27 protein-coding genes are annotated in these 20,271 nt (G+C 56.4%); 17 read left to right on the forward strand and 10 right to left on the reverse strand.

Annotated features, from left to right (window positions below):
- Nucleotides 1-60: 60 nt before the first annotated feature.
- From H8K04_06820 to H8K04_06865, 10 genes are all read left to right on the forward strand, one after another.
- Complete coding sequence (locus H8K04_06820; GenBank protein ID UVT17250.1) at nt 61-1,332, forward strand: FAD-dependent monooxygenase; 1,272 nt, start codon at nt 61-63, stop codon at nt 1,330-1,332.
- A 4-nt stretch (nt 1,333-1,336) separates the two neighbouring features.
- Complete coding sequence (locus H8K04_06825) at nt 1,337-2,092, forward strand: hypothetical protein (protein UVT17251.1); 756 nt, start codon at nt 1,337-1,339, stop codon at nt 2,090-2,092.
- Entirely contained in the window at nt 2,089-2,841 is a 753-nt protein-coding gene (locus tag H8K04_06830; protein UVT17252.1) for a TPM domain-containing protein, read from the forward strand. Before H8K04_06825 ends, H8K04_06830 begins: the two co-directional genes overlap by 4 nt.
- Before the next feature lie 97 nt (nt 2,842-2,938).
- A complete protein-coding gene (locus H8K04_06835; protein ID UVT17253.1) occupies nt 2,939-3,712 on the forward strand; it encodes a DsbA family protein in 774 nt (257 codons plus the stop codon).
- 181 nt (nt 3,713-3,893) lie between these two features.
- Nucleotides 3,894-6,038: a type VI secretion system tip protein VgrG gene (gene tssI, locus H8K04_06840; GenBank protein UVT17254.1), complete on the forward strand. Its 2,145-nt coding sequence runs from the start codon at nt 3,894-3,896 to the stop codon at nt 6,036-6,038.
- 175 nt (nt 6,039-6,213) lie between these two features.
- The gene (locus H8K04_06845) at nt 6,214-7,065 is read left to right on the forward strand and encodes a hypothetical protein (protein ID UVT17255.1); all 852 of its coding nucleotides are present in this window, start codon (nt 6,214-6,216) and stop codon (nt 7,063-7,065) included.
- Between the two features lie 498 nt (nt 7,066-7,563).
- A complete protein-coding gene (locus tag H8K04_06850) occupies nt 7,564-8,577 on the forward strand; it encodes a DUF4062 domain-containing protein (protein ID UVT17256.1) in 1,014 nt (337 codons plus the stop codon).
- A gap of 310 nt (nt 8,578-8,887) precedes the next feature.
- Nucleotides 8,888-9,514: an NAD(P)H-binding protein gene (locus H8K04_06855; GenBank protein UVT17257.1), complete on the forward strand. Its 627-nt coding sequence runs from the start codon at nt 8,888-8,890 to the stop codon at nt 9,512-9,514.
- A gap of 21 nt (nt 9,515-9,535) precedes the next feature.
- On the forward strand, nt 9,536-10,000 hold the full coding sequence (locus tag H8K04_06860) for a hypothetical protein (GenBank protein UVT17258.1): 465 nt from the start codon (nt 9,536-9,538) through the stop codon (nt 9,998-10,000).
- A gap of 271 nt (nt 10,001-10,271) precedes the next feature.
- Nucleotides 10,272-10,634 carry a hypothetical protein gene (locus tag H8K04_06865; protein ID UVT17259.1) on the forward strand — a complete coding sequence of 121 codons (363 nt, stop codon included), beginning with the start codon at nt 10,272-10,274 and terminating at the stop codon, nt 10,632-10,634.
- 35 nt (nt 10,635-10,669) lie between these two features.
- On the opposite strand, the gene H8K04_06870 is transcribed toward H8K04_06865, so the two are convergent.
- Nucleotides 10,670-11,125 carry a DUF5069 domain-containing protein gene (locus tag H8K04_06870; GenBank protein ID UVT17260.1) on the reverse strand — a complete coding sequence of 152 codons (456 nt, stop codon included), beginning with the start codon at nt 11,123-11,125 and terminating at the stop codon, nt 10,670-10,672.
- A 2-nt stretch (nt 11,126-11,127) separates the two neighbouring features.
- Nucleotides 11,128-11,799 carry a DUF3386 family protein gene (locus H8K04_06875; protein ID UVT17261.1) on the reverse strand — a complete coding sequence of 224 codons (672 nt, stop codon included), beginning with the start codon at nt 11,797-11,799 and terminating at the stop codon, nt 11,128-11,130.
- 247 nt (nt 11,800-12,046) lie between these two features.
- Here H8K04_06875 and H8K04_06880 point away from each other — a divergent pair, with 247 nt between their 5' ends.
- Entirely contained in the window at nt 12,047-12,382 is a 336-nt protein-coding gene (locus H8K04_06880; protein UVT17262.1) for a hypothetical protein, read from the forward strand.
- A gap of 12 nt (nt 12,383-12,394) precedes the next feature.
- On the opposite strand, the gene H8K04_06885 is transcribed toward H8K04_06880, so the two are convergent.
- From H8K04_06885 to H8K04_06900, 4 genes are all read right to left on the reverse strand, one after another.
- Nucleotides 12,395-12,691 carry an ATP-dependent Clp protease adaptor ClpS gene (locus tag H8K04_06885; GenBank protein ID UVT17263.1) on the reverse strand — a complete coding sequence of 99 codons (297 nt, stop codon included), beginning with the start codon at nt 12,689-12,691 and terminating at the stop codon, nt 12,395-12,397.
- A gap of 76 nt (nt 12,692-12,767) precedes the next feature.
- Nucleotides 12,768-12,980, reverse strand: a complete 213-nt coding sequence (locus H8K04_06890; protein ID UVT17264.1) for a hypothetical protein — start codon at nt 12,978-12,980, stop codon at nt 12,768-12,770.
- A 130-nt stretch (nt 12,981-13,110) separates the two neighbouring features.
- Nucleotides 13,111-14,226 (reverse strand): radical SAM family heme chaperone HemW, encoded by a 1,116-nt coding sequence (gene hemW / locus H8K04_06895; GenBank protein ID UVT17265.1) that lies wholly within the window; start codon nt 14,224-14,226, stop codon nt 13,111-13,113.
- An 8-nt stretch (nt 14,227-14,234) separates the two neighbouring features.
- Nucleotides 14,235-14,507, reverse strand: coding sequence for a hypothetical protein (locus H8K04_06900; protein UVT17266.1), 273 nt, complete (start codon nt 14,505-14,507; stop codon nt 14,235-14,237).
- Between the two features lie 70 nt (nt 14,508-14,577).
- Here H8K04_06900 and H8K04_06905 point away from each other — a divergent pair, with 70 nt between their 5' ends.
- The 3 genes from H8K04_06905 to H8K04_06915 are packed head-to-tail and all read left to right on the forward strand — an operon-like array spanning nt 14,578 to nt 15,826.
- Nucleotides 14,578-14,802, forward strand: a complete 225-nt coding sequence (locus H8K04_06905; GenBank protein ID UVT17267.1) for a zinc ribbon domain-containing protein — start codon at nt 14,578-14,580, stop codon at nt 14,800-14,802.
- 3 nt (nt 14,803-14,805) lie between these two features.
- Nucleotides 14,806-15,132, forward strand: a complete 327-nt coding sequence (locus H8K04_06910; protein ID UVT17268.1) for a hypothetical protein — start codon at nt 14,806-14,808, stop codon at nt 15,130-15,132.
- On the forward strand, nt 15,101-15,826 hold the full coding sequence (locus H8K04_06915) for a hypothetical protein (protein ID UVT17269.1): 726 nt from the start codon (nt 15,101-15,103) through the stop codon (nt 15,824-15,826). The genes H8K04_06910 and H8K04_06915 overlap by 32 nt, the downstream gene beginning before the upstream one ends.
- Before the next feature lie 32 nt (nt 15,827-15,858).
- Here H8K04_06915 and H8K04_06920 read toward each other — a convergent pair whose 3' ends face one another.
- Together H8K04_06920 and H8K04_06925 are read right to left on the reverse strand one after the other, a co-directional pair.
- Nucleotides 15,859-16,743 (reverse strand): SUMF1/EgtB/PvdO family nonheme iron enzyme, encoded by an 885-nt coding sequence (locus H8K04_06920; GenBank protein ID UVT17270.1) that lies wholly within the window; start codon nt 16,741-16,743, stop codon nt 15,859-15,861.
- Nucleotides 16,740-17,477, reverse strand: a complete 738-nt coding sequence (locus tag H8K04_06925) for an iron-containing redox enzyme family protein (protein ID UVT17893.1) — start codon at nt 17,475-17,477, stop codon at nt 16,740-16,742. Before H8K04_06925 ends, H8K04_06920 begins: the two co-directional genes overlap by 4 nt.
- A 69-nt stretch (nt 17,478-17,546) precedes the next feature.
- Between H8K04_06925 and H8K04_06930 the strand changes: the two genes are divergently transcribed.
- Nucleotides 17,547-17,831: a hypothetical protein gene (locus H8K04_06930; protein ID UVT17271.1), complete on the forward strand. Its 285-nt coding sequence runs from the start codon at nt 17,547-17,549 to the stop codon at nt 17,829-17,831.
- An 85-nt stretch (nt 17,832-17,916) separates the two neighbouring features.
- On the forward strand, nt 17,917-18,150 hold the full coding sequence (locus tag H8K04_06935) for a DUF2007 domain-containing protein (GenBank protein ID UVT17272.1): 234 nt from the start codon (nt 17,917-17,919) through the stop codon (nt 18,148-18,150).
- Nucleotides 18,151-18,266: 116 nt separating this feature from the next.
- Here H8K04_06935 and H8K04_06940 read toward each other — a convergent pair whose 3' ends face one another.
- The gene (locus tag H8K04_06940; protein UVT17273.1) at nt 18,267-18,707 is read right to left on the reverse strand and encodes a hypothetical protein; all 441 of its coding nucleotides are present in this window, start codon (nt 18,705-18,707) and stop codon (nt 18,267-18,269) included.
- 110 nt (nt 18,708-18,817) lie between these two features.
- Here H8K04_06940 and H8K04_06945 point away from each other — a divergent pair, with 110 nt between their 5' ends.
- The gene (locus H8K04_06945) at nt 18,818-19,369 is read left to right on the forward strand and encodes a DUF4124 domain-containing protein (protein UVT17274.1); all 552 of its coding nucleotides are present in this window, start codon (nt 18,818-18,820) and stop codon (nt 19,367-19,369) included.
- A gap of 30 nt (nt 19,370-19,399) precedes the next feature.
- Here H8K04_06945 and H8K04_06950 read toward each other — a convergent pair whose 3' ends face one another.
- Nucleotides 19,400-20,182, reverse strand: coding sequence for a hypothetical protein (locus H8K04_06950; GenBank protein UVT17275.1), 783 nt, complete (start codon nt 20,180-20,182; stop codon nt 19,400-19,402).
- Nucleotides 20,183-20,271: the final 89 nt, after the last annotated feature.

The raw sequence follows: 20,271 nt of genomic DNA on the forward strand, positions 1-20,271 counted from the left end.
AAGGCGCAACCTTGATCGCCGTTCGGATGCATCGTCGAGTGGGTATAGATATGAGGAACAATGGTTGAGGAAACGGACATTGCGGTAGTTGGAGCAGGCGGGGGTGGGGCAGTGCTTGCGCTCGCACTAGCCCAGAAGGGAATCAAAACGATTGTTTTCGAGCAAGCACCTGGACCTCCACAGGGCTTGCGAGGGGAAATCCTGCAACCGAACGGCCAGCAAGTTCTCGATCGCTTGGGGTTGCTGGGCCGCTTGCCGGTGGAGTCCACGCGTATCGTGCACAAGTTTCATTTCTGCCGTGTCGGCGGCGAGCGGCTGTGCACCGTGGACTATGGGGATCTTCCTCCACCCTATAATCGGGCCGTAGTGACCTTGCCTAACGTGGCGCATCATGCCATTCTGAACGCGATCGAGAGCGAATCCTCCGTCTCGCTACGGTACCGCACGACCTTCATGGGGTTGCTTCGTGAGAATGGCCGGGTGGTCGGGCTGACGGCCAAGCAGGGGGACGACCACGTGACCGTGAAAGCGAAGGTGGTCGTCGGCGCCGATGGGGCGTTCTCAAAAGTTCGCGAAGCCTTGCAGATTCCAGCCGATCTCCATCTCTACCCGCAAGGGTACCTGATTGCCATGTTGGAAGCCGCGGTTCCTCTGAATGAAGCCAAGTATTTCGTCGGCAAGCGGACGATCCTCGGCATGTTTCCCGCTGCGGGGAACAAAGTCTATGCGTTCTATATGATCAAAGCAGGGTCATACGACCGTGTGAAAGAGGCAGGCATTCCAGCCCTCCAAGAGGCCTGGATCGCGATCGATCCGTCCAGCGAGGCAATATTTCGGACATTAGCCGACTGGAAGCAAACCGCCTTCATGCCGACCGGGCGCGTCCGCACTCCGACATGGGTGGCCGACGGGGCGGTGCTGATCGGGGATGCAGCGCATGCCATGAATCCGCATGCCTCGCAAGGGCGCATGCAGGCGATGGTGGATGCGATGACACTGGCAGACCTCTTGCCTGCGTGTCTGGCGAAGAACGAGTATTCCGCCGGGACGTTGAAGGCCTACGAACAGGCACGTCGGCCTCACGTCACGATGCTGCAGAAGTTGGCCGACGAACAAGTGTTATTTTGGAACACGGCGAATCCGGCCATCGCATTTCTCCGCGATCGGGTCTTTCGCACGCTCGATCGCAACGCGCGCCTGCGCTATCGTGTCTTGTCCACCACGGCGGGACTTCGCAAGACCCCTCCATTTAGTCCGCTCGATCGGATCATGGCGGCTGGATTCCTGCCGGATCCATCAGCTCGTCACACGGCGGCGGGAGGCATGCAGTAGGATCATGTCCCCGATAGACTGGACGATAGACGGCTTGCCTGATGAGACTCATAAACTATTAAAGTCATACATAAAGGATGTCACGAAAACGTATGGAAATGAAGTAGAAGGGATCATCTTATATGGTAGCGCGGTACGAGGAGAATTCCTGCCGGGGCGTTCCAACCTCAATGTACTGTTGGTGATGTCGTCTGACGATCTTGCTGTCTTAAAAAAATATAGCGCCATTCACAAACGCTGGAGCAAAGAGCAAGTGGTTGTTCCGTTGTTTCTGACGGCAGACGACCTCCAATCCGGCTCATCTGCCTTCCCCCTCGAATATCAAGACATTCTCGAATGCCATCGGCTGCTCTGGGGGCAAGATCCCTTCGTCGGCCTCAAGATCGACCCTCGGTATTTGGCTGCCGAAGTCATCCAGGCGTTACGGGGAAATCTCCTCCGTCTCCGCCAGCGCCTCGTCGAAGGGCAAAGTTCAGAAGAAGCCATTATCATTCTCTTGCCGCTGTCCGTTACGGCGCTCCTCCCCGCACTGCGGGGTCTACAACGATTGCTGGGGCGTCCGGTTATCGCCCACGGAGAGCCCCTCCTGAAGGACGTCGAGTCCTATCTGGAGATTGATCTTGCTGGGCTTCATGACGCGCTATCGCTCAAGCGTGGGCACATTTCCCCAGGCCAGAAGGAGATCCCAAGACTCATGGACCGATACCTTGAAACTCTGACTCGACTCGTACACTCCGCAGAAGAGCGCATCAAGCGATGATGCTTCGATCCGGCCGGCGACTTACCAGAGTGACGGTGATGAGTTTTATCGTCGTGCTGTGGGTCGCTGCCGCTCACGCGTCATTGTACGATCGGCCCAAAGAGCGTGTGCCTCTTCCCAGTCCCATCGGATATGTCAGCGATCATGCGCAGGTGGTGGAGGCAGAGTGGAAGGAACGCATCAGGTCCGTCTGCATAGATCTTGAAAAGAAAAGCGGCGTCGAAATGGTCATCGTGACGGTGCCCACGATTAAACCGTATCCATCGGCCAAGGAATACGCGGACGCGCTGTATGAAAAATGGCAAATCGGCTCCACGCAGCAGGAACATGGGGTAATGGTGCTGGTCGCCGTACAGGAACGGCAAGCGGCGATGGCCTTAGGGCGAAAAATGTTTCCGGTTATTACACCCGCCGTCAGAAGTGAAGTCAGTCGAATCTATCTTCAACCTGCGATCGAGCGCGGGCATTTCGGTGAGGGTCTGTACCGATCAGCCGTTGCACTGGCCACACCTGCACAAGAGGTGAGGTTCGATGCCCCGACACGGACCCGGTTTCGGGGACTTGGGGTTTGGATTACGCTCGGCACCACCGTTGCGATCATTTCATTTTTCTGGTGGATCAGCCGGCCGGATCTGCGGCACCCCTACAGGCGCATTCAAAATGGTGAATATTGGGGAACGGGTCAAGGTGGATTCGGTGGGAATTGGGGCGGCTTTGGCGGCGGCACGAGCGGGGAGGGGTGGAGATAGCGGAGAGGCGAAACTGACCCACGGATTTGGTGCGACTCATCTATGCAGTATCCATACTGCCGGTTCTCAGTTTTCTAACCATAGTGGAGATTCAGCAATGAACAGTACCTGTATCTGGAGGCGGTTCCAGTCGACGCTGAGCGCCTTTGCAATCCTATCTCTATTCTTTTCCGGCTGTGCAACCACGGCCCATGACAGTAAGACTGCTTCAACTCCCTCTCAAGACCTCACCGATGCGGCGATTGAACGCTACATTCGCACCCACCCGGAAGTGATCGTCCAATCGCTGCAGGCCATGGAAGCCAAACGACAGGCTGAACTGCAAGAGCGTCAAAAAACGGCTGTCGCCGCGAAACAAAAAGAGCTGCTCCACGATCCGACCTCACCGGTCAGCGGCAATCCGAAGGGCGAGATCACCGTGGTGGAGTTTTACGACTACCGCTGCGGCTACTGTAAGAAGGCGGCTTCGGCTGTTACGGAACTTCAGAAGGAAGATCGCCGTGTGCGGGTGGTCTATAAGGACTTCCCTATTTTGGGCGAGCCGTCGGAGCTTGCGGCCAAGGCCGCGCTCGCGTCTCAGGCGCAGGGCAAGCACCAGGCATTCCATGAAGCGTTGCTGGCGTCTCATGCCGATATGACCAGGGAAGCGATCTTGAAGATTGCCGTTCGCGTTGGCCTCGACGCCAAACGTCTGGAGACGGACATGGCCGATCCGAAGTGGCAGGCTGTCATCGAGAAGAACCGGGCGCTCGCTAACGATCTCGGCATCTCGGGCACTCCGGGGTTCATCGTGGGGACTGAACTGGTGCCTGGAGCACTGGATTTGAACGGATTGAAGGAGTTGATCGCCCGGGCAGGACAGGGAAAATGACGAAGCAGAAATCAAGGCCGGCCAAATGAGAGCAATGTGGACGGGCGATCACCTCAGCGGCGCTTGACGGCTGCTGTAAACCGGCCGAGAATGTGCGCCCCATGGGCGTGTGCCGCCTCTTGCCGAGACCAACAAGACCCTGGTTGGATGAACGGCAGAAGCGCAAAAGGGACGACTGACAGTGCCTAACACGCAGGAAAATAGCCCTATCGCCATCGACACGCCGCTGGGGAAGGATATCCTCTTCCTCAGAGGATTCACCGGGCAGGAGTCGATCTCACGGCTCTTTGCCTTTGAGCTCGATCTGCTCTCAACGAATCGCGACATCAAGTTCGAAGACATCGTCGGAAAACGGATCTCGGTCCGGCTCAGCCTGGGGATGGACAAGAAACGATACTTCAACGGCTTCATGAGTCGGTTTATGCAGACCGGCGAGGAGCGCGAGTTAGCCACCTATCGAGCGACCATGGTGCCGTGGTTCTGGTTTCTCACGCGAACGGCCGATTGCCGCACCTTTCAGAATATGACCATTCCCGACATCCTCTTGAAGATCTTCGACAATGCCGGCTTCAAGGATGTCAGGAGCGAGTTACAGGGTATTTGGGAGCCTGTCGACTATTGCGTGCAGTATCGAGAGACCGACTTCAGTTTCGTTTCGCGTCTCATGGAACAACATGGAATGTTTTACTTCTTCGAACACGAAGAAAGGAAGCACACGCTGGTGCTTGCCGACCAGTCTTCCTCGCACAAACCTTGCCCCGAAACGGCGTCGGCGCGATGGAAGCCGGAAGGCAGCGCACCGAACGAAGCAGATGTAATTCACCGCCTCCAAATCGCACGAGAGTTTCGTGCGGGCAAATACACGCTGACGGACTACAATTTTGAAATGCCGAGCACCAGCCTGATGGCGACGGTCGGCGGCGACGACGCATACGAGATGTACGATTACCCTGGCGAATACGAAAAGAAGGTGCAAGGAGATAGACTCGCCAAGACCAGGATTGAGGAGGAAGAAGCGCAGTCTCTCACTTTACGGGGCACCGGCGCCTGCCGGACCTTTGCAGCCGGCTATGCGTTCGATTTCAAGGAATACTTCCGCAAAGACATGAACCAGGCCTATGTGCTCACGCAGGTCCACCATACGGCTTCGATCGGTGAAGCTGGCGGCAGGGGTAGTGGTGGGCAAGAGCACCTAACCTATACGAATACCTTCACGGCGATCCCGCGCAGCGTTCCCTATCGGCCGGAACGGCTGACCCCAAGACCGATTGTGCAGGGGCCTCAGACGGCTGTCGTCGTAGGACCGGTCGGAGAAGAAATCCATGTCGATCAGTACGGTCGCGTCAAGGTGCAGTTCTTCTGGGATCGGGAGGGAAACAAGAACGAGGCCAGTTCCTGCTGGGTGCGTGTTTCTCAGCTCTGGGCCGGCAAACAATGGGGCGCGATGTTCATTCCACGCATTGGGCAAGAAGTGATCGTCGAATTCCTCGAAGGCGATCCTGACCATCCGATCATCACCGGCCGTGTCTATAACGCGGAGCAGATGCCGCCCTATGCCTTGCCGGCGCAACAAACCCAGAGCGGTATCAAGAGTCGGTCGAGTAAAGGCGGCGGTCCGGCCAACTTCAACGAACTGCGCTTCGAGGATAAGATCGGGAACGAAGAAATCTATCTGCATGCGGAAAAGACCTTGACGATCGAAGTCGAACAGGACGAGAGCCGGTCGGTCGGACACGACGCAACGCTCAAGGTCGGCAATCATAAGACGCTGACGGTAGGCGGCAACCACAGCGAAACTGTCAGCGGGAATGAAACGATCACGGTCAGCGCGGATTCGGCTCATACCACCGGGCGTTCACAGGTCTTGACCATCGGCGCGGCCTATCACGTGAGTGTCGGCGGGGCGATGAAGGAAACGGTCGGTGCCGCCAGAACCGAAGAGACCGGAGCAGCGAAGTCGGTCACGGTCGGCCGCGGGAGCAGTGAACATATTGGAACGAGCAAATCCGTCGATGCCGGCGGTGACATTTCCGAGAATGCGGGAAAGAATATTTCCCTCAAGGCGGGCAAGGACGTGGTGATCAATGCCGGAAAAAGTATAGCGGCCAGCGCCGGCGAGAATATCAGCGAAAGCGCAGGAAAGGATGCCGCCGTTAAAGCCGGCAAGAAACTGGTGCTCGATGCCGGCGATGAAATCACCATCCAGACCGGGAGCGCCAAGATACACATGAAAAAGAGCGGGGACATCGTCATCGAGGGGAAGAAGATTTCGCTGAAAGCGTCGGGTGATCTTGTGCTGAAAGGCCGGAAGATTCAGCAGAATTAGGAGAGACCTTTGGAGTGCATGAAGATACGGGAGTACCTTGAGGAATAGATAGATTCGCGGGAGATACTTTTTGATTGACCTCGTGCGGTGTTGGCGTGAGAGGCTGGCTCGCGTAGCATTGTTATTCTGCGTCACACTTTTGTGTGGCCTCCCGGCGGCATGCGCGCAAAAACCGATGCTGACTACCGCGCCAGCAATGCATCACAAGACAAGATCGACGGGAGACGGCGCTGAACGAGGGGTCTTACCCGGCCTTGTCGTGTCCAACGCAACCGTACAAGCGATCGCGCCGACCGCGAGTCTCACCACTGTCCGAAACGCGATCCAGGTGACGTCGAAGAGCGTCTCCGTGAACCTCCGCATCGCCCCGAACCTCCCGGTGACGGTCCCCGTCGAGATCAGCGTCGCATATATCTCTCCTGCCCAAACCCAGCGTCAGACGAAAACCTATAATCCCGCCACCGGTCTGACCCTTCTGTATCACGAGGCCGAAGGGGACGGTAAGCCTCGATCCATGCATCTCGATATCACTGTGCGCGAATTGGTTCCCAATGGGCAATCCTTCTCCTCCGGCAAAGATTTCACGATCATCCCGCTCTACGATGTCTCGCTCAGTCGGTTGAGGTTCGCGATGCTTGCCGGGTGTGATATCCATGGGAAAAATGACATCACCTTGCGCTGGGACTCGCCTGACGGACGGAGAAGAGAGGTCCAGTTTGGCGTCGCCAAACACGGGGAAAGGGTGATCAGGCAGTTCTCGTGGGGCCACAGGGGCATCAGCACAGAATCAACCCTCGTTGAGCCCAGCATGCAATTTTTTGAACGTGATCCTCTCCCTAATTTCGGCTTCAACCCATTACGTCGCTCATCAACACCGTTGGTGCCGGGACCGAAAAAGCAGGTGTTTGACTTTGTTTTGAACGAGAAGGCATCAGGGCCATCGGGCCAGACCACCGTGATTGCCGGTTGTCAGGCGAGGATTAAATACCGCATCGACCGCAAGGTGATGACGTTTGATCGAATCTAAGGCCAGTGAACAAGGGATGTAAGGAAGTAAATCCAAATCCACACCAGCGTCTAACTCCACCTGTGCTGGCCAGGGAGGGACATGGCTAACTCTACATGGCATGGCGTTGTTCAAAGAATCGAGCGCTCGCCACCGAGATCGACATCTCGGGCACACCCGACTTCATCGTTGAAACTAATCTGGTACCTGGAGTGTTAGATTTGAACAGACCAAAAAGTTAGTTGCGAAGAAACAAAGGGAAGCGAAGAACCAAAGGGGTCGGGAGTCTTTGTTCCGTCTTGCATTTTCGCGGTAAGTAGTGCTGCTTCAACAATTCTCGCCGTTCTCATCAAGTCCAGAAGCAGGCCGTTGCTGGTTCAGGGCGCACATGAAATCGATATGAAACGACGGTGACCTCGGGCGCGCTTGACGAAGCCAATGAACTTGCTGAGAATGTGCATAATGTATTCGAAACTTTCGCGGACCCAGCGAAACACTGTTAAGCCGCCGGAGGGGACTATGTCTCATCGGTTTCGCGTGTTCATTGCCTCGCCAGGTGACGTGCCGTTGGAAAGGTCTGCTCTTGTACGGGCTGTTGAAGAAATTAATGTCACCACATGCCCTCTAATTGGGTGCACTCTTGAGGTCGTCAAATGGGAGAGCAACGCGGTTCCTGATGCGGGCCGTCCACAGCAAGTCATCAATGATCAGATCCCTGATTTTGATATCTTCGTGGGTGTAATGTGGCGCCGATTCGGTACGCCAACCGGCATAGCAGAGTCAGGTACAGAGGAGGAGTACCGCATAGCTTGCGCGCGTTGGCAGAAGGAGCCATCCATGCCCTTGATGTTCTACTTCTGCCAAGAACCCTTCTATTCTAACTCTCTGGAGGAGCTAGAGCAGTTCAAGAAAGTCCTGTTGTTCCGGAAAGAGCTTGATGGCAAAGCCCTGACCTGGACATACGGTGAACACGCGGTTTTTGAAGGTACGATCCGAAAGCACCTATGCCAGAGACTTCCCAAGCTGGTCGAAGCTAGGGAGGGTACACGGCGTTCACGCGCCACCCCAAGTGAGGATTCAATCATGGCTCTTCACGATCTATGGCCCAAGCTCGATGCTGGTACTCAACGGGCGATCAACATCGCCTACAATGAAAACCGACTCGCTGGTGACCCTGGCATTCAGACGCGCGATCTGTTCTCGGCGCTGCTACGAGTACAAGACGCGCCGCTTCAGCAGGTTGTTCTTGAAATCCCGGAAACAGCGCTTCCGAAGCCGACTGCAGGTCCGGTTACCGATGAGCCATACATTCTCGCGGAGCGACCCTGGCTCTCAGGTTGTGTGGCTTCGTCCATCCGCAGGTTGAATAAGTTGGTACCCGCAGGCCACAAGATCACCCCAACCGACATATTCGCCGACATTGCCAAGAACGGTACCGGCGCTTCTGTAGCACTCTTACGTGAGCATAATGTCGGCCCTACTGACATAGATGCCATCCTCCGGCGAAAGGGCATCTCAGCGCTTGGAGTCTGAGTCTGTTGTCCAACTCCTGGCTCAACATGCGGCTCTAGGAGACAGGATGCCTTGCCTCGGGGAGACATTAGCTCGCATGTTCAGCAGTCGATAATACTCACCGGCCTGTCTCATCAACTCTTGCTGGAGTTCTACCAGCGCTCACTCGGGTTTGACCTCGCGTGGTCGTGGAGCACTCCACCGGAAATTTCCGCCGTTTGCTGGGCAACGTCAGTCTCCCCAACTCGCCATAGACCTGCCTCTCTCGAAAACGTAGAATGTGCCCAGCTGTCCTTCCTTCGTGGAGATCAAGAGCTAAGGGAATAGGCACATGAAGATCGCCATTGTCGGTGCCTCGGCCGGTATCGGGCTTGAGGTCACGCGTCTCGCCCTTCAGAAGGGTCATGAAGCGAGCACCTTGTCGCGGCGGGTCGTTCCACTCCCGGATCACCCCAATCTAAGAAGAGTGCAGGGCAGTGCGACGAATCTCAATAACGTCAGGGCCGCAGTGGCGGGAGCCGAGGTTATCCACGTGACACTCGGCACAAAGAGTCCTTTCCCCACAACGATGTTCTCCGACTCGGCGCGTCTCTTACTTCAGGTATTGCAGGAGACCGGTTCCTCAGCAACGCTTCTCGTGCTCACCGGGTTCGGTGCGGGCGATAGCTGGGGCTACAACGCTCTCCCGATGAGGATCCTGTTCACGCTGTTGCTCAAGGCAGTCTATGCGGACAAGAGCGAGCAGGAGCGGCTGATTGCCGAGGCCTATCCACGCTGGGAAATTGTGCGGCCGGGCCGGTTGACCAACGGCGCAATGACGGGCCGTTATCGCGTACTGGATGAACTGGTCGAAGGGATGCGGGTCGGGGCCATTGCCCGATCCGATGTCGCGCACTTCATGGTAGCGCAGGCAGAGCACCCGACGTGCCTTGGCAAGTATGTGACACTCACTTACTGATGTCGCTCAGGAGGTTCTGTCATGACGCAAAACACCAAACGGTTATGCATCATGTCGTTCGTGGCGGCTTTGATGATAACGGGAGCCGCTGTCTCTTCGCGAGCAGCAGAGGTTGAACCGATTGCGGAAAGAGCACCGGTTCTGATGGTCCAAGCACCGGCTGTGCCTGAAACCGCGCAGTCGAGCATCCCACTGTCTGAGAACGCGCGCATTCTCGTGGGGCATTGGCGCAAGACGACCATCGTGTTCGAACAGCCAAAGGATGAACATTTGGTCTTACATGCCGACGGGACGTTGGAGAACTGGATCGTGACGGCTTCCAGCCGCTCGCCGATGACGCCTGGTGTGTGGAGAAGCGAAGGGAAAATTCTTGAACTGCTGTTAGAGGGACAAGAACACATCGCTCAGCCGTTTACGATCCACGAGGGGCAGCTTGTGTTTCCGAACATCCCAAATCGGCGCCGTTTCTGGGAAAAGATCGAGTGATCGAGCGGCAAGAATGAGTGCGCGGCGCTCATCTACCGAAACCGATGTGCTGACTCCTGGCTCAGAAGCACCACCTCTTCTGTATCTTTTTCGATTCAAGAGTGAATCGAATCGGATTCAATTGAAACCTCTATAAGGGGCGCACTCAGTCCATCCCCATCGAGTTTATTTGAGGATGCTCGCTGTGAAACATCTGAGGCCGTAGCATCGAACTTGCTAGCAATAATATATGAGGGTTTGCTCGCGCTCCTGCAGGGTTGAGGACAGGTCGATGAGTGTGGCGGTTTGTCTTGAATGCGGACGGATGAAGGCTGGCGCGTGGACGTCCTGCCCTCACTGCAACTTTCAGCCACACGGTGAGGAGGAGTTAGCCAAGTCGTTGATGGTGTCCGACCAGTGGGTCCCATCCGACATACTGGTAGAGTTCGCCGCTCGCCGGCAGTTGGGTGAACAGTTCAACTTCGAGCCGGAGTTGGTCGAGCAGTTCAAACAACGGGTGGTGGCATTGATCCCGCTTACTCAGGATGGGCTACCAGTTCGGAGCCAGGACATGCAGCAGCTCCCCGCCGAGATACCGGCCTTATCCGTTGAGGATGCGCCGTCCCGCAAGCCGTGGTGGCGGTTTTGGAATTAGGGGGATGACGGTTCTCTCGTCAATGTAAGAAAACGCTACCGAGCGGCAGATTGATCTAGCGGCTTCTGTCTAGGAACGACCCGTCCTTCTTCCAAGTCTTGCAAATCCGACCACGCAGTGATGTCGGTCCGTGATGGATCGATGGCGGCAAGGTATTCTTTGAACCGTGCCGCGCTCGCAGGGGAACTCGGCCCGCGGGCCAGCAGCTTCTGATTCCATTCTTCCAACTCGGCAGCCGTCCGCGGCCGTGCCTGCCGTTCAAACCATCCCACGACTCCTTCATCGGCAGGATTGGCCTGGACAGCGTCCGTGAATTGCCCGCTGGTGATTCCCGCGAAACTCATCAGCCGTTCGTCCATCGGGCAGGGATAGATGTATTCGCCTTCCGTGCCGGCCAGCACGGCGCGACATTTGTCGATCATGCGCGCGAGATGGGCATAACCCGCCAGCCTGAATCGCATGCTGCGGGGGAAGTTTTTCCGCAGGTCCATGATCAGAGCAACTTGTGGTTCTTGAACGCAAGGTGTTTGACCACGACCTGCCCCTGGTCGTAAGAGATAATCCGTCTCGCCGCCGGCAGGTCGCACGCGCCGACGCGGACATGGCTGTCGGTGAAGCTTTCGACATTGGTCAATTTGCCGTCGGTTGGTGAATAGTAATACACCGTGTACCTGGTGGTGAGATGCTTCTGATCCTGCGTGACCGCGCTTTCTTCCACATTGATCGTAAACGCAAACGGATTCATGCCCGGATGGGCCATTTTTCGATTGATCTGCGTGATGCGATTGTCTTTGACGCGGTAAAAGGAATTGGAGCCATGGATGTTCAGCTTGGCGCCGAATGGATGGCCGTCTTCCTCCATCGTCAGCGAATACTTCCCGTCGGATTCTTCGAAGCTCCGCGGCCCACGATGGACGGCGATCATGCCCAGCTGCTCCTGCGCCCACTTTTGTGTCTCACCGTCGGTCAACTGAACGGAGACCTCGCGGGGACTTTTGACAAGCACCGAGCCGCTGGTTTCTTTCCCGTTCACATTCACCGTGAGATCCGCCGTGAATCCCTGAAAATCCTTCGGCCACCGGGCGGTCGATTCGAATGCTCGGCGCAGGACCGAACGAGCCTGCGGGTCATCGGGTATGGTCGATGCTTCTTGCGTGTGTTCCATGATGGCTCCTCTTAGAGAATGTACAAGATTGCTATACTTATACCGAGGCCCGCGGTATTGCTCAATAGTGAAATCCACTGACCCGGCGGTATCTCCTTTTCAAAAAAGCGTCAGGACGCATCGCGAGGAGGCCACACATTCGATATTCAAAAAACTTTATAGTTCTGATATACTTCGACAATTTTTAGGTCGGGATGTTGAGATCTTGTTGCCCCGATCAGCCGTGAGTCTTTGAGAAAGGGTGGGCATGGAACGACGAGCTGCTTCGCATACCGAAGAAGAGGAGATGAACCAACGCCGTAAATTGTTGAATGCGGCAAGGCGAGGCGACACAAAAGCTATCAGCAAACTGTTCGAGCTCTATCAAGTGCGTGTGCTCAGCGGAGATCAGCTGGCCAAGGTCAACAAAACGTCCATGTACATGGCTCCCGTGAAGAACTCACATGGGAGCAAGTCCAAGACTGCGGAGAAAAAATCGAAATCGACCGTCTCGGCGCCGGTGAAGAACGCGAAGACGGTTCCAGCGAAACCAGCCCATAGCAAGCCGGTCAAAGCCGCTAAAGGCAAATCCAAGCGTAAGTGAAGGAAGGTCGGACTACTGCACAGCCACCCGTAACCCACCCCCTGCGAGTTTTGCCGCAATATCGTCCGCCTGTTCCGTCGACCCCGCGAAGACGATCGCTTCTCCGTCGTGATCGATACGCCAAGCCAATTCAAAAGCTTTGGTGGAAGTCATACCGGGAATGAACCGGCAAAAGAGCTCGATGACTTGTTGGTAGGTGTGACAATCGCAGTTGTACACGACCACCCGCGACTCGAATCCGACGTCCGAGCCGATTTGCACATCTTCAGTGGTTCCCGGAATCGTCTGTGGTGTGGAGGGTGTCGGCATCGAACAGGAATTCTAGCAGATCCGATGGAAAGGGTTTCTCTTTAACCGCTCGATCGCGAATCAGTAAACCGGATTTCTACACCTTGTCCATATCGATCACTTCGGTCGCGTCCCATAGGTTTTTCAATTCGGCGTCGGCCAATTCTTTCTCTCGATCCTCGGCGGTTTCTGCGCCAAAAGTTTGGGCCGGTAGGTTCGATGCCGTGCTCGTGGACGTATCCGCAGGAACCGGTAAGGTAGCCGGATGAGAGCGGCGACGTTTCTTCGTCGGATCCATGTTTACCGGCATGAGGTGCTCTCCGAAACCTCCGTTAGTGTCCTCCGGTTGCGAGCGTCTTGTCAATCCGGGAAGCGCCCGTTCATGTATGCGGGGACAATTGGAATAACCTTGCCGGACTCATGATGCGTCTGGCTTTCACTCAGTAGAGTTTCTCCGCCACGGTATCGGCATATCGTCGTCCCAAGGGAGTGAGCCAAATTCGATCGCGATCCAAGTCGAGCAGTCCGGACTCCACAAGTTCGTTGATCTGAAGGTTTCGCTCCGCATGTTGGATTGTCCGTCGTGGAACGCCGCGAAGGAGGCGCAACCCGAATACCAGGGCGTCTCTCTGGCGCTCGGAGGTTGAAAGTGGAGTGCGATCCGTAACCGGCGGACACTGGGTGCTCAACATGTCCGCATAGGCGTCGAGATCCGCGACATTCCCAAATCTGGTTCCATCGAGATAGGACTGAGCGCTTGGGCCGAGTCCCAGATAGTCACCACCGGTCCAGTAAAGCACATTGTGCCGGCAGGCGAATCCCGGCTTGGCGTAGTTGGAAATCTCATAGCGCGAAAATCCTGCCTCAGTGAGGACGCCTTCTGCCGCGGACTCCATGTCGGTTTGAAGCGCATCATCGGCGGGCACGATGAGATTTCGCGCCACGTGATGAGCGAGCCGTGTACCGTCTTCAACCGTAAGCGAGTAACAGGAGATATGCGACGGTTCAAGCGTCAGGAGCGATTCCAACGTATTCGTCCAATCCGTCAACGACTGACCCGGTAGCCCGTACATCAGATCGAGGTTGACGTTTGTAAACCCGGCGCGGCGCGCGGCCTGAACGGCAGTTGCCGTGTCCTGAACCCGTCCAAATCGTCCAATGGGCGCAAAATCCTGGTCGTTCATCGATTCCGCCCCGAGACTGATCCGATTGAATCCGGCATCGGTCAAGACCGAAAGATCTTCGACAGTGACGGTAGATGGATGAGCTTCCACTGTGATTTCCGCCATGGGACTGGTCGGCCATGTGTCCCGAATCAGATTCAGAAGCGCGGCCAGGTGATCAGCGGGAAGGGACGTCGGCGTCCCGCCGCCGAAGTAGATACTGTGCAGGGATCGACCGTTCAGAAACTCTTGCCGGCGATAGAGCGCCATCTCTTGGACGAGGGCGGAACGAAATCGGGTCATACGATCGGATCGAGCGATTTCAAGGTAGAAGGCGCAGAAATGACACCGACGGCGACAGAAGGGGACATGAACATACAAACCGATATCCACCGGGGTTGTCATCGTTCGAATGACAATGGAAGAGGCTTGGAAAAATCCCTCGTCAAGACAACCTCGATCTCATCTGCCGGGGACACCCCGCGGTTGCGGATGTGAGAAGCCCACCCTCCCTGCTGACGGAGCGATTCAAAGACGGTCTTGATCAGTTGCGGTTTGATACGAGCTTCCCACTCGCGCACCCAGATGTGCGCATCTTCGTCGCCCCCATAATCGTCAGGAAACGAAGCTTCGAGTGAGAAGCGAAGGACGAAAGATTTTTCTTCTTGATACATAGAGTTCCTGTCGTTGCCATTCAGCCGGTGTGATTTTATAATACGGGCTCACACTAAGGAGTCGTGACCTATGCCTATCTTCGAATATGTGTGCCGTGAATGCAATCATCGTTTTGAGTTGCTGACCCATGGATCGGCGGCGGCGGTCTGCCCCAAGTGCAAGGCCACCGAGCTCGACAAGCAGTTTTCCTCCTTTGGAGTGGGCGCCACGGCCGGCTGGGCTTCATCAGGCGGGTCAGGCGCCTGCGGCAGTTGCGGTGATCCCCGAGGACCCGGCGCCTGTTCGATGAATTGAGCTATGAGCATAGCGGGTGAACAGGCGCTGCAACAGGCGATCTCGACTATTTTGCAATCCGATCCTCTGATCAAGCTGCTGCAACAAGTGCGCTTGGGCCGCATGAAATCGGCGGATGCGGGATTGCGCGCTGTGACGGAATCGTGGCTCGGCATCTATGGTAAGGCGCTGACCACGGATGGCCTGACTCAATCCGGCCTTCGGCGGCTGAATCCCGCCCCTCGACTTGGGGTCCTTGTCGAGACCGGGGTGCTCACCGACGATCACGCGGGCGTCATGGCCCTGAGGGCCTCTTACGATGAACTGCTTGCTCGCGCTCCTGTTGAGTAGGCTTCTCGCCCCGGTGCTTTCGCTCCTGTGCTTGTCCGATCTGCTCCTCGTGCCCGCTGAAGTACGATCGGAAGATGCGGTGGTGCTTCATCCCCTGAAAACGACCGCCTTGACGCAGCTCGATTCTCTCCTGCCCTCGGGTACTCATCTCTTGATCGAACGGAGCGCCATTGAGGCATTTCTGACGGCGTTGGACGGGGCGCCTCCAGATTGGGCTGCGGTGTACGGCTCCGGCCACCATGATCCAGGCCATGACGAGCGGCTCTTCAACCTGAACCGTGAGCGGGATGCAGCTCGCGAAGGGAATCCGGCTCTGAACCGGCAGGTGGCGTTCGTGTGGACCGGAGAATTGTCGCAATTCGATCCTGAGACCAAGGGGTATTCGGTGGCCGTCGGCCCTGAGTTCACTGCAACAAGTTGGGGGATGGTTCGATTCAAGCCTGAGGAGCTACCGAGTAATCTGCGGGTCAAACCGGACAACACACTCGCTGATCTCATCAGCCGGCGTCTTGCCAGGCATGAAAAAGTGCACGTGATCGTCGTAATGGCCGGTGCACTGAGTCCTTCCGAGTCGATCATCTACGACTTCTCGCACGACGAGGAAGGCGTGGGCATGATCATGCCCATGGTGAGGATTGAACACGTGGAGGTTGTTTTGAGGAATTCACACGTGCCCCGATATTTGCGAAGATAACCTCGGGCTGTGCCTAGGCGAGAATAGGCCGGCTAATGCGCGTCGTTTGCACAGCGAAACCCGGTCCCACTGGGACGGCTGTCCATCGTTCCCCAATCGCGGTCACTTGTTCGAAGGCTTGCTGCGGGTTTCAGCCATGACCCGCCGCGCATGGCTTTGATCGCCCCTCGGCTTGGACCCTGAGGATCGCTCAGAGGTGCATTCCGGTAATAGTTCGGATCATACCAGTCCTGCACCCATTCCGCTGCGTTGCCGGCCATGCCGAATACACCGTAAGGGCTGACCGATTGGGGAAAGCCGTCCACCGGCGTCGTCAAGACTTCCCCCAGTATGCCTTTTTCTTTGGCCAGACGAGCTCCGTCGCCCCTGATCCAGAAGGCGTCCCAATCCGCTCCACTGTTGAACTCGATCGTTCGTTGTGCCCAATAGCTGGCGCTGTTGGCTCTTGTAAAGTCCCAGTCGTTTCCCCAGGGATATCGCCGGCCATCGGTTCCGCGTGCGGCTTTTTCCCATTCGGCTTCAGTGGGCAGGCGTTTCCCGGCCCAGCGACAATAGGCGTCGGCATCTTCCCAACTCACGTTGACGACGGGATGGTCCTCGATGCCGGGTAGAGGCCGATCATTCGCCCAGAGCGTCGCGGCTTGGCTCGAATTCGCTGGAGCGCGATGACCGGTCCCTCGAACGAATGCGGCATAGGCTTCATTGGTCACTTCATAGCGGTCGAGGAGGTATCCACCGAGGAGGACACGGCGTTCGGGATGCTCGTCAGGAAAGCCGTCGCTTCCCTCGGGCGTTCCCATTATAAATTCTCCGGGAGGAATCAAGACCATGGCGCTCGAAATGTCTGCGGCGTCAGCGGGCGGTTGATGGCCGACGGCGATCAACAGCGCGCACAAGGGGACAAGAAACCCTCTCATTGGGGCTTTGTGAGACGGCAGGCCTTGGCGACGGCATCGCGATAGGTCAGCCACAACGACAAGCTTCGTTTGACGCACGTCAGGACCGATGGTCGAAGCGCCGCCGGCGTGTAGTTTACGACCATGTCATACGCATCATATCGATGTCCTGCTTCGACCAGTTGGTGGGCTCGAACCAGGTCCATGCGGTTGGACGGAACCCCATGATAGCGGACGAGGGGGTGAATGCCGACGATAGATTCGATGTCTTCGGCGCTTTTTTTCTTCGAAGGGGCACGAAGTTCTTGGCGATCCTTCACACTCCCTTCGACGAACACCGTCAAAGTTGCAGCGGCAAACACCCAATGGCGGTGGTTGGACATTCTCTCCAGCCAGGCTCGATAGATTCGGGCCGCTGGCAGGAGATGATCGCGTTCGAAATCCTTACGGCTGAAACCCAATCCTTCCATCATCGTCAGAAACAGTTCAGGATGGGATTTCCCCAAGGAGAGACCTCCGGTCTCTTCCTCGTAGATGTTTTCGGCCAACATGTGGCGGACCGGAAAGGGCGGGTTCTTTCCCAGGATCCGCGCCAAGTAGACAGGAAAGTCTCGAACATAGACAGCGTACTCGTGCTGGAAGTGAGTCTTGAGCTGGGATTTGGTGAGCCCACCCGAAGAAAAATGTTCCCAGGCCCAGTGATGTTTCGTGTCCATGATATCGAGAAGCGCTTCAAGGAACACAGATTTCTTCATACGAGTGGACACGATACCTTGCCTTCTTGGGTCGTGCGTCGTTACAATTTGGGTCGAAGGGAACAGCCGATGAACCCGATCACGATACAGAATCCCGACGAAATCCTGAATGTGTTGGCCGACGTCGCCCTTCGTGGGACCGGTTTTACGACCGATTCGTTACTCGACTATGTGTTGGAAGAGGGGTTTACCGAACCCATCTTCCTCAATGCCAGCGGTGAAGATCCTACCGCCTTCTTCAAGGGCCAGCCGAACGCATGGGCGATCTACCAAGTCCGTGAATGGAAACGCGTGCTCACCATTTCGGGAGGCCCAGGCCAGGAACGGCGTGCCCGAATCACGGAAACGCCGTGACATCCTTTTGAGTCTAAAGAGATGGGCGGCAAAGTGCAATCAATGGAAGGGTTTCAAGCATACATGAGCGAGCGGTAAGCGGCGTATGCGGCGGATGATCCATCTCATCAACGCGCAGGACATCGGCGAACTCGCGATGATCAAAAGCTTGCTCGACGGCAACCGCATCGCATACGTCGTCCATGGTGAACATGTCAGCAGCTTGTATCCGGGGATGCCGTTCTTTGTGAGCCGCATCTTGGTCGATGCGGTCGATCGGGTTCGTGCCGAAGTGTTGTTGAGCCGGCTCCGACTCTCCATTCGCGAGACGACAGCCTAACGGCGGGCGAAGAAACCACACTCGTCGTTCGTGAAGCGTGGATCGCAAGCAGGAGGTAGATTCTTGATTGCGAGATGCGAACGACGTTTCACGAGATACGTTGTCGGCTGACGCGGTTATGGCTGGATTTTGGGGTGGGGTTTCTCGGTTGGGAAGTCGCGAGAGCGGCGTTCGCCGGATCCTTCGTACCATCCGCCGATCAGGATCCCCTCTTCGAAATAGAGATAGCGGTGACGGACGACCGCCGCGCTTTCCCAATCCTCGAAGATCCATTCCTCTTGCCGTATTCCGTCTTTGGTGAAGGTGGTATTGATCGTCTGTGGCCCACCCCAGGACTGCAGCACCTGCTCCTTGCTCATGCCCACCATGACACGGTGTTGTTCGATGTGTTTCTGAAAGTCAGGGTCGCCAAGCTGAACGATCAGCGGCCATATCACCGCCATGAGGACAAAGAGTGTGAGACCGGCATAGATGATGATCCTCACCGGGCGGCGGCGAATAAACGACGGTTCTTCGGGTTGTGATTCGGGCAAAGCCGGCTGAAGGTCGGTGGTCATGATGTCACGCGGAAGCGGCGCATGCTAACAACGGCGTGTGACGGAGTCAAGGAATGGGCTGTTTTCAGTAATCAATTCCAAATGCCGGGCGAAACGATATACTTGCAGCTATGCCGTATCGAGAATACCGGAGTGTCATTTCGATCTGGTTGGTCGCTGCCTTCGCCGTCTGGCATTGGGGCGTCGTCGGGGTGCACGCTGCCACCGTGTATTCCTACATCGACGATCAAGGGAACCCGGTCTTTACCGACTCACCGGAGACGATTCCTGAAAAGTACCGCGCCAAGGTCAAGACGCACGAGCGTCCCGATCCGGTGAAAAAGTCGCCCTCGGTGGTGGATACGGTACGGGATACGGTCAAAGAACAGGTCAACGGTTTCGGGTTTCAGCTGCCTTCGGTCGATATGAAGCATCCCAGTTGGACTCAGTCGCCCATTCTGACTTATGCCGGTATTGCGGCGATGGTCCTGTTGATTATCATGTATTTGAGCAAAAACAGTCCCATGATCCGGTTGCTGGCCATGGGTCTGCTGATCGTCATTGCGATCGGCACCCCCGTGCTCATGTATACGAGCGACGGAGGTCCGATGGATACCATGAAGAAGAAAGCCGCGGCATCTGGACAAGCTCAACAGGATCGCCTACAACAAGTTCCGCAGTAAGTCCCATCACTTCCCGCAGAATTCTGTCGATCACTCCGAATATTTTGGAACGGGAACAGGCCTGGCTCGCGGTTTATCTGGAGCTAGTCGCTGGTTGAATTGATCAGAATAGGGATTGGTCATGGGCTCATGGGTGTGCCGCTGGCGCCGCGTCACCAAGGCAAGGCTTTGCGCACTGATTTCCACACGATCGATCAGGGCATCGGTTGTGAGCCGGTCGGGGAGACCTTGCAATGAGAATAATTGGAAGCACAGGGTCCAATCGAGCTGATCCTTGCCGTGTTCTCTCACGATGAAACGCGCTTCCGGGGAGGGCTGGCCTTTGAACAACAGCAACCAAATGTTGGATCGAAAGGCAGGGCTGGTTGCATCGGCTGAAGGGCGCAACTCCGAGATGATGGCCGGGAGCCTGCTGATCGGCACAGCCGGGGATAATTCGATGTCCACCAGCCGTACGATCAACGGTCGGTTTTCTTCGTGATCATTCGGATCGACGATGTAGCTGAAGGAATAGCGGATATCGATGCCCTCACGCTTGTAGGTGTACACATCTTCACCGTTTTCGGGGGAGACCAGCTTGCTGAAATAGTTAGACCAATCGGCGATCGGGTAATAGGTGAAGACACGCAGCGCGGATTTTCGGTCCCGCACCGCCTGCGGCATGCCGAGCTTGGTATGCAATTCGGCTTGGGTGAGTCCAAGAAAGCCATCCTCGAAATAGGCCGCCGCATGGGAGAGGCCCGGAAGGAGGATAGGGATTCCAAGGACAATCAGCGCCGCCAGAGTTCTCGCGGCAACCTGAGGAATTGACATGGCTCCCCATGGTATGCGGATCGGCCGAAAGGTGTCAATTTGCAGTCTGGCTCCTTCACCAGTGGCCGACTATTGGAGCTGTTGGCGTG

Origin of the sequence: Nitrospira sp. (assembly GCA_024760525.1) — a bacterium.
In the GTDB taxonomy this organism is placed as follows: domain Bacteria; phylum Nitrospirota; class Nitrospiria; order Nitrospirales; family Nitrospiraceae; genus Nitrospira_D.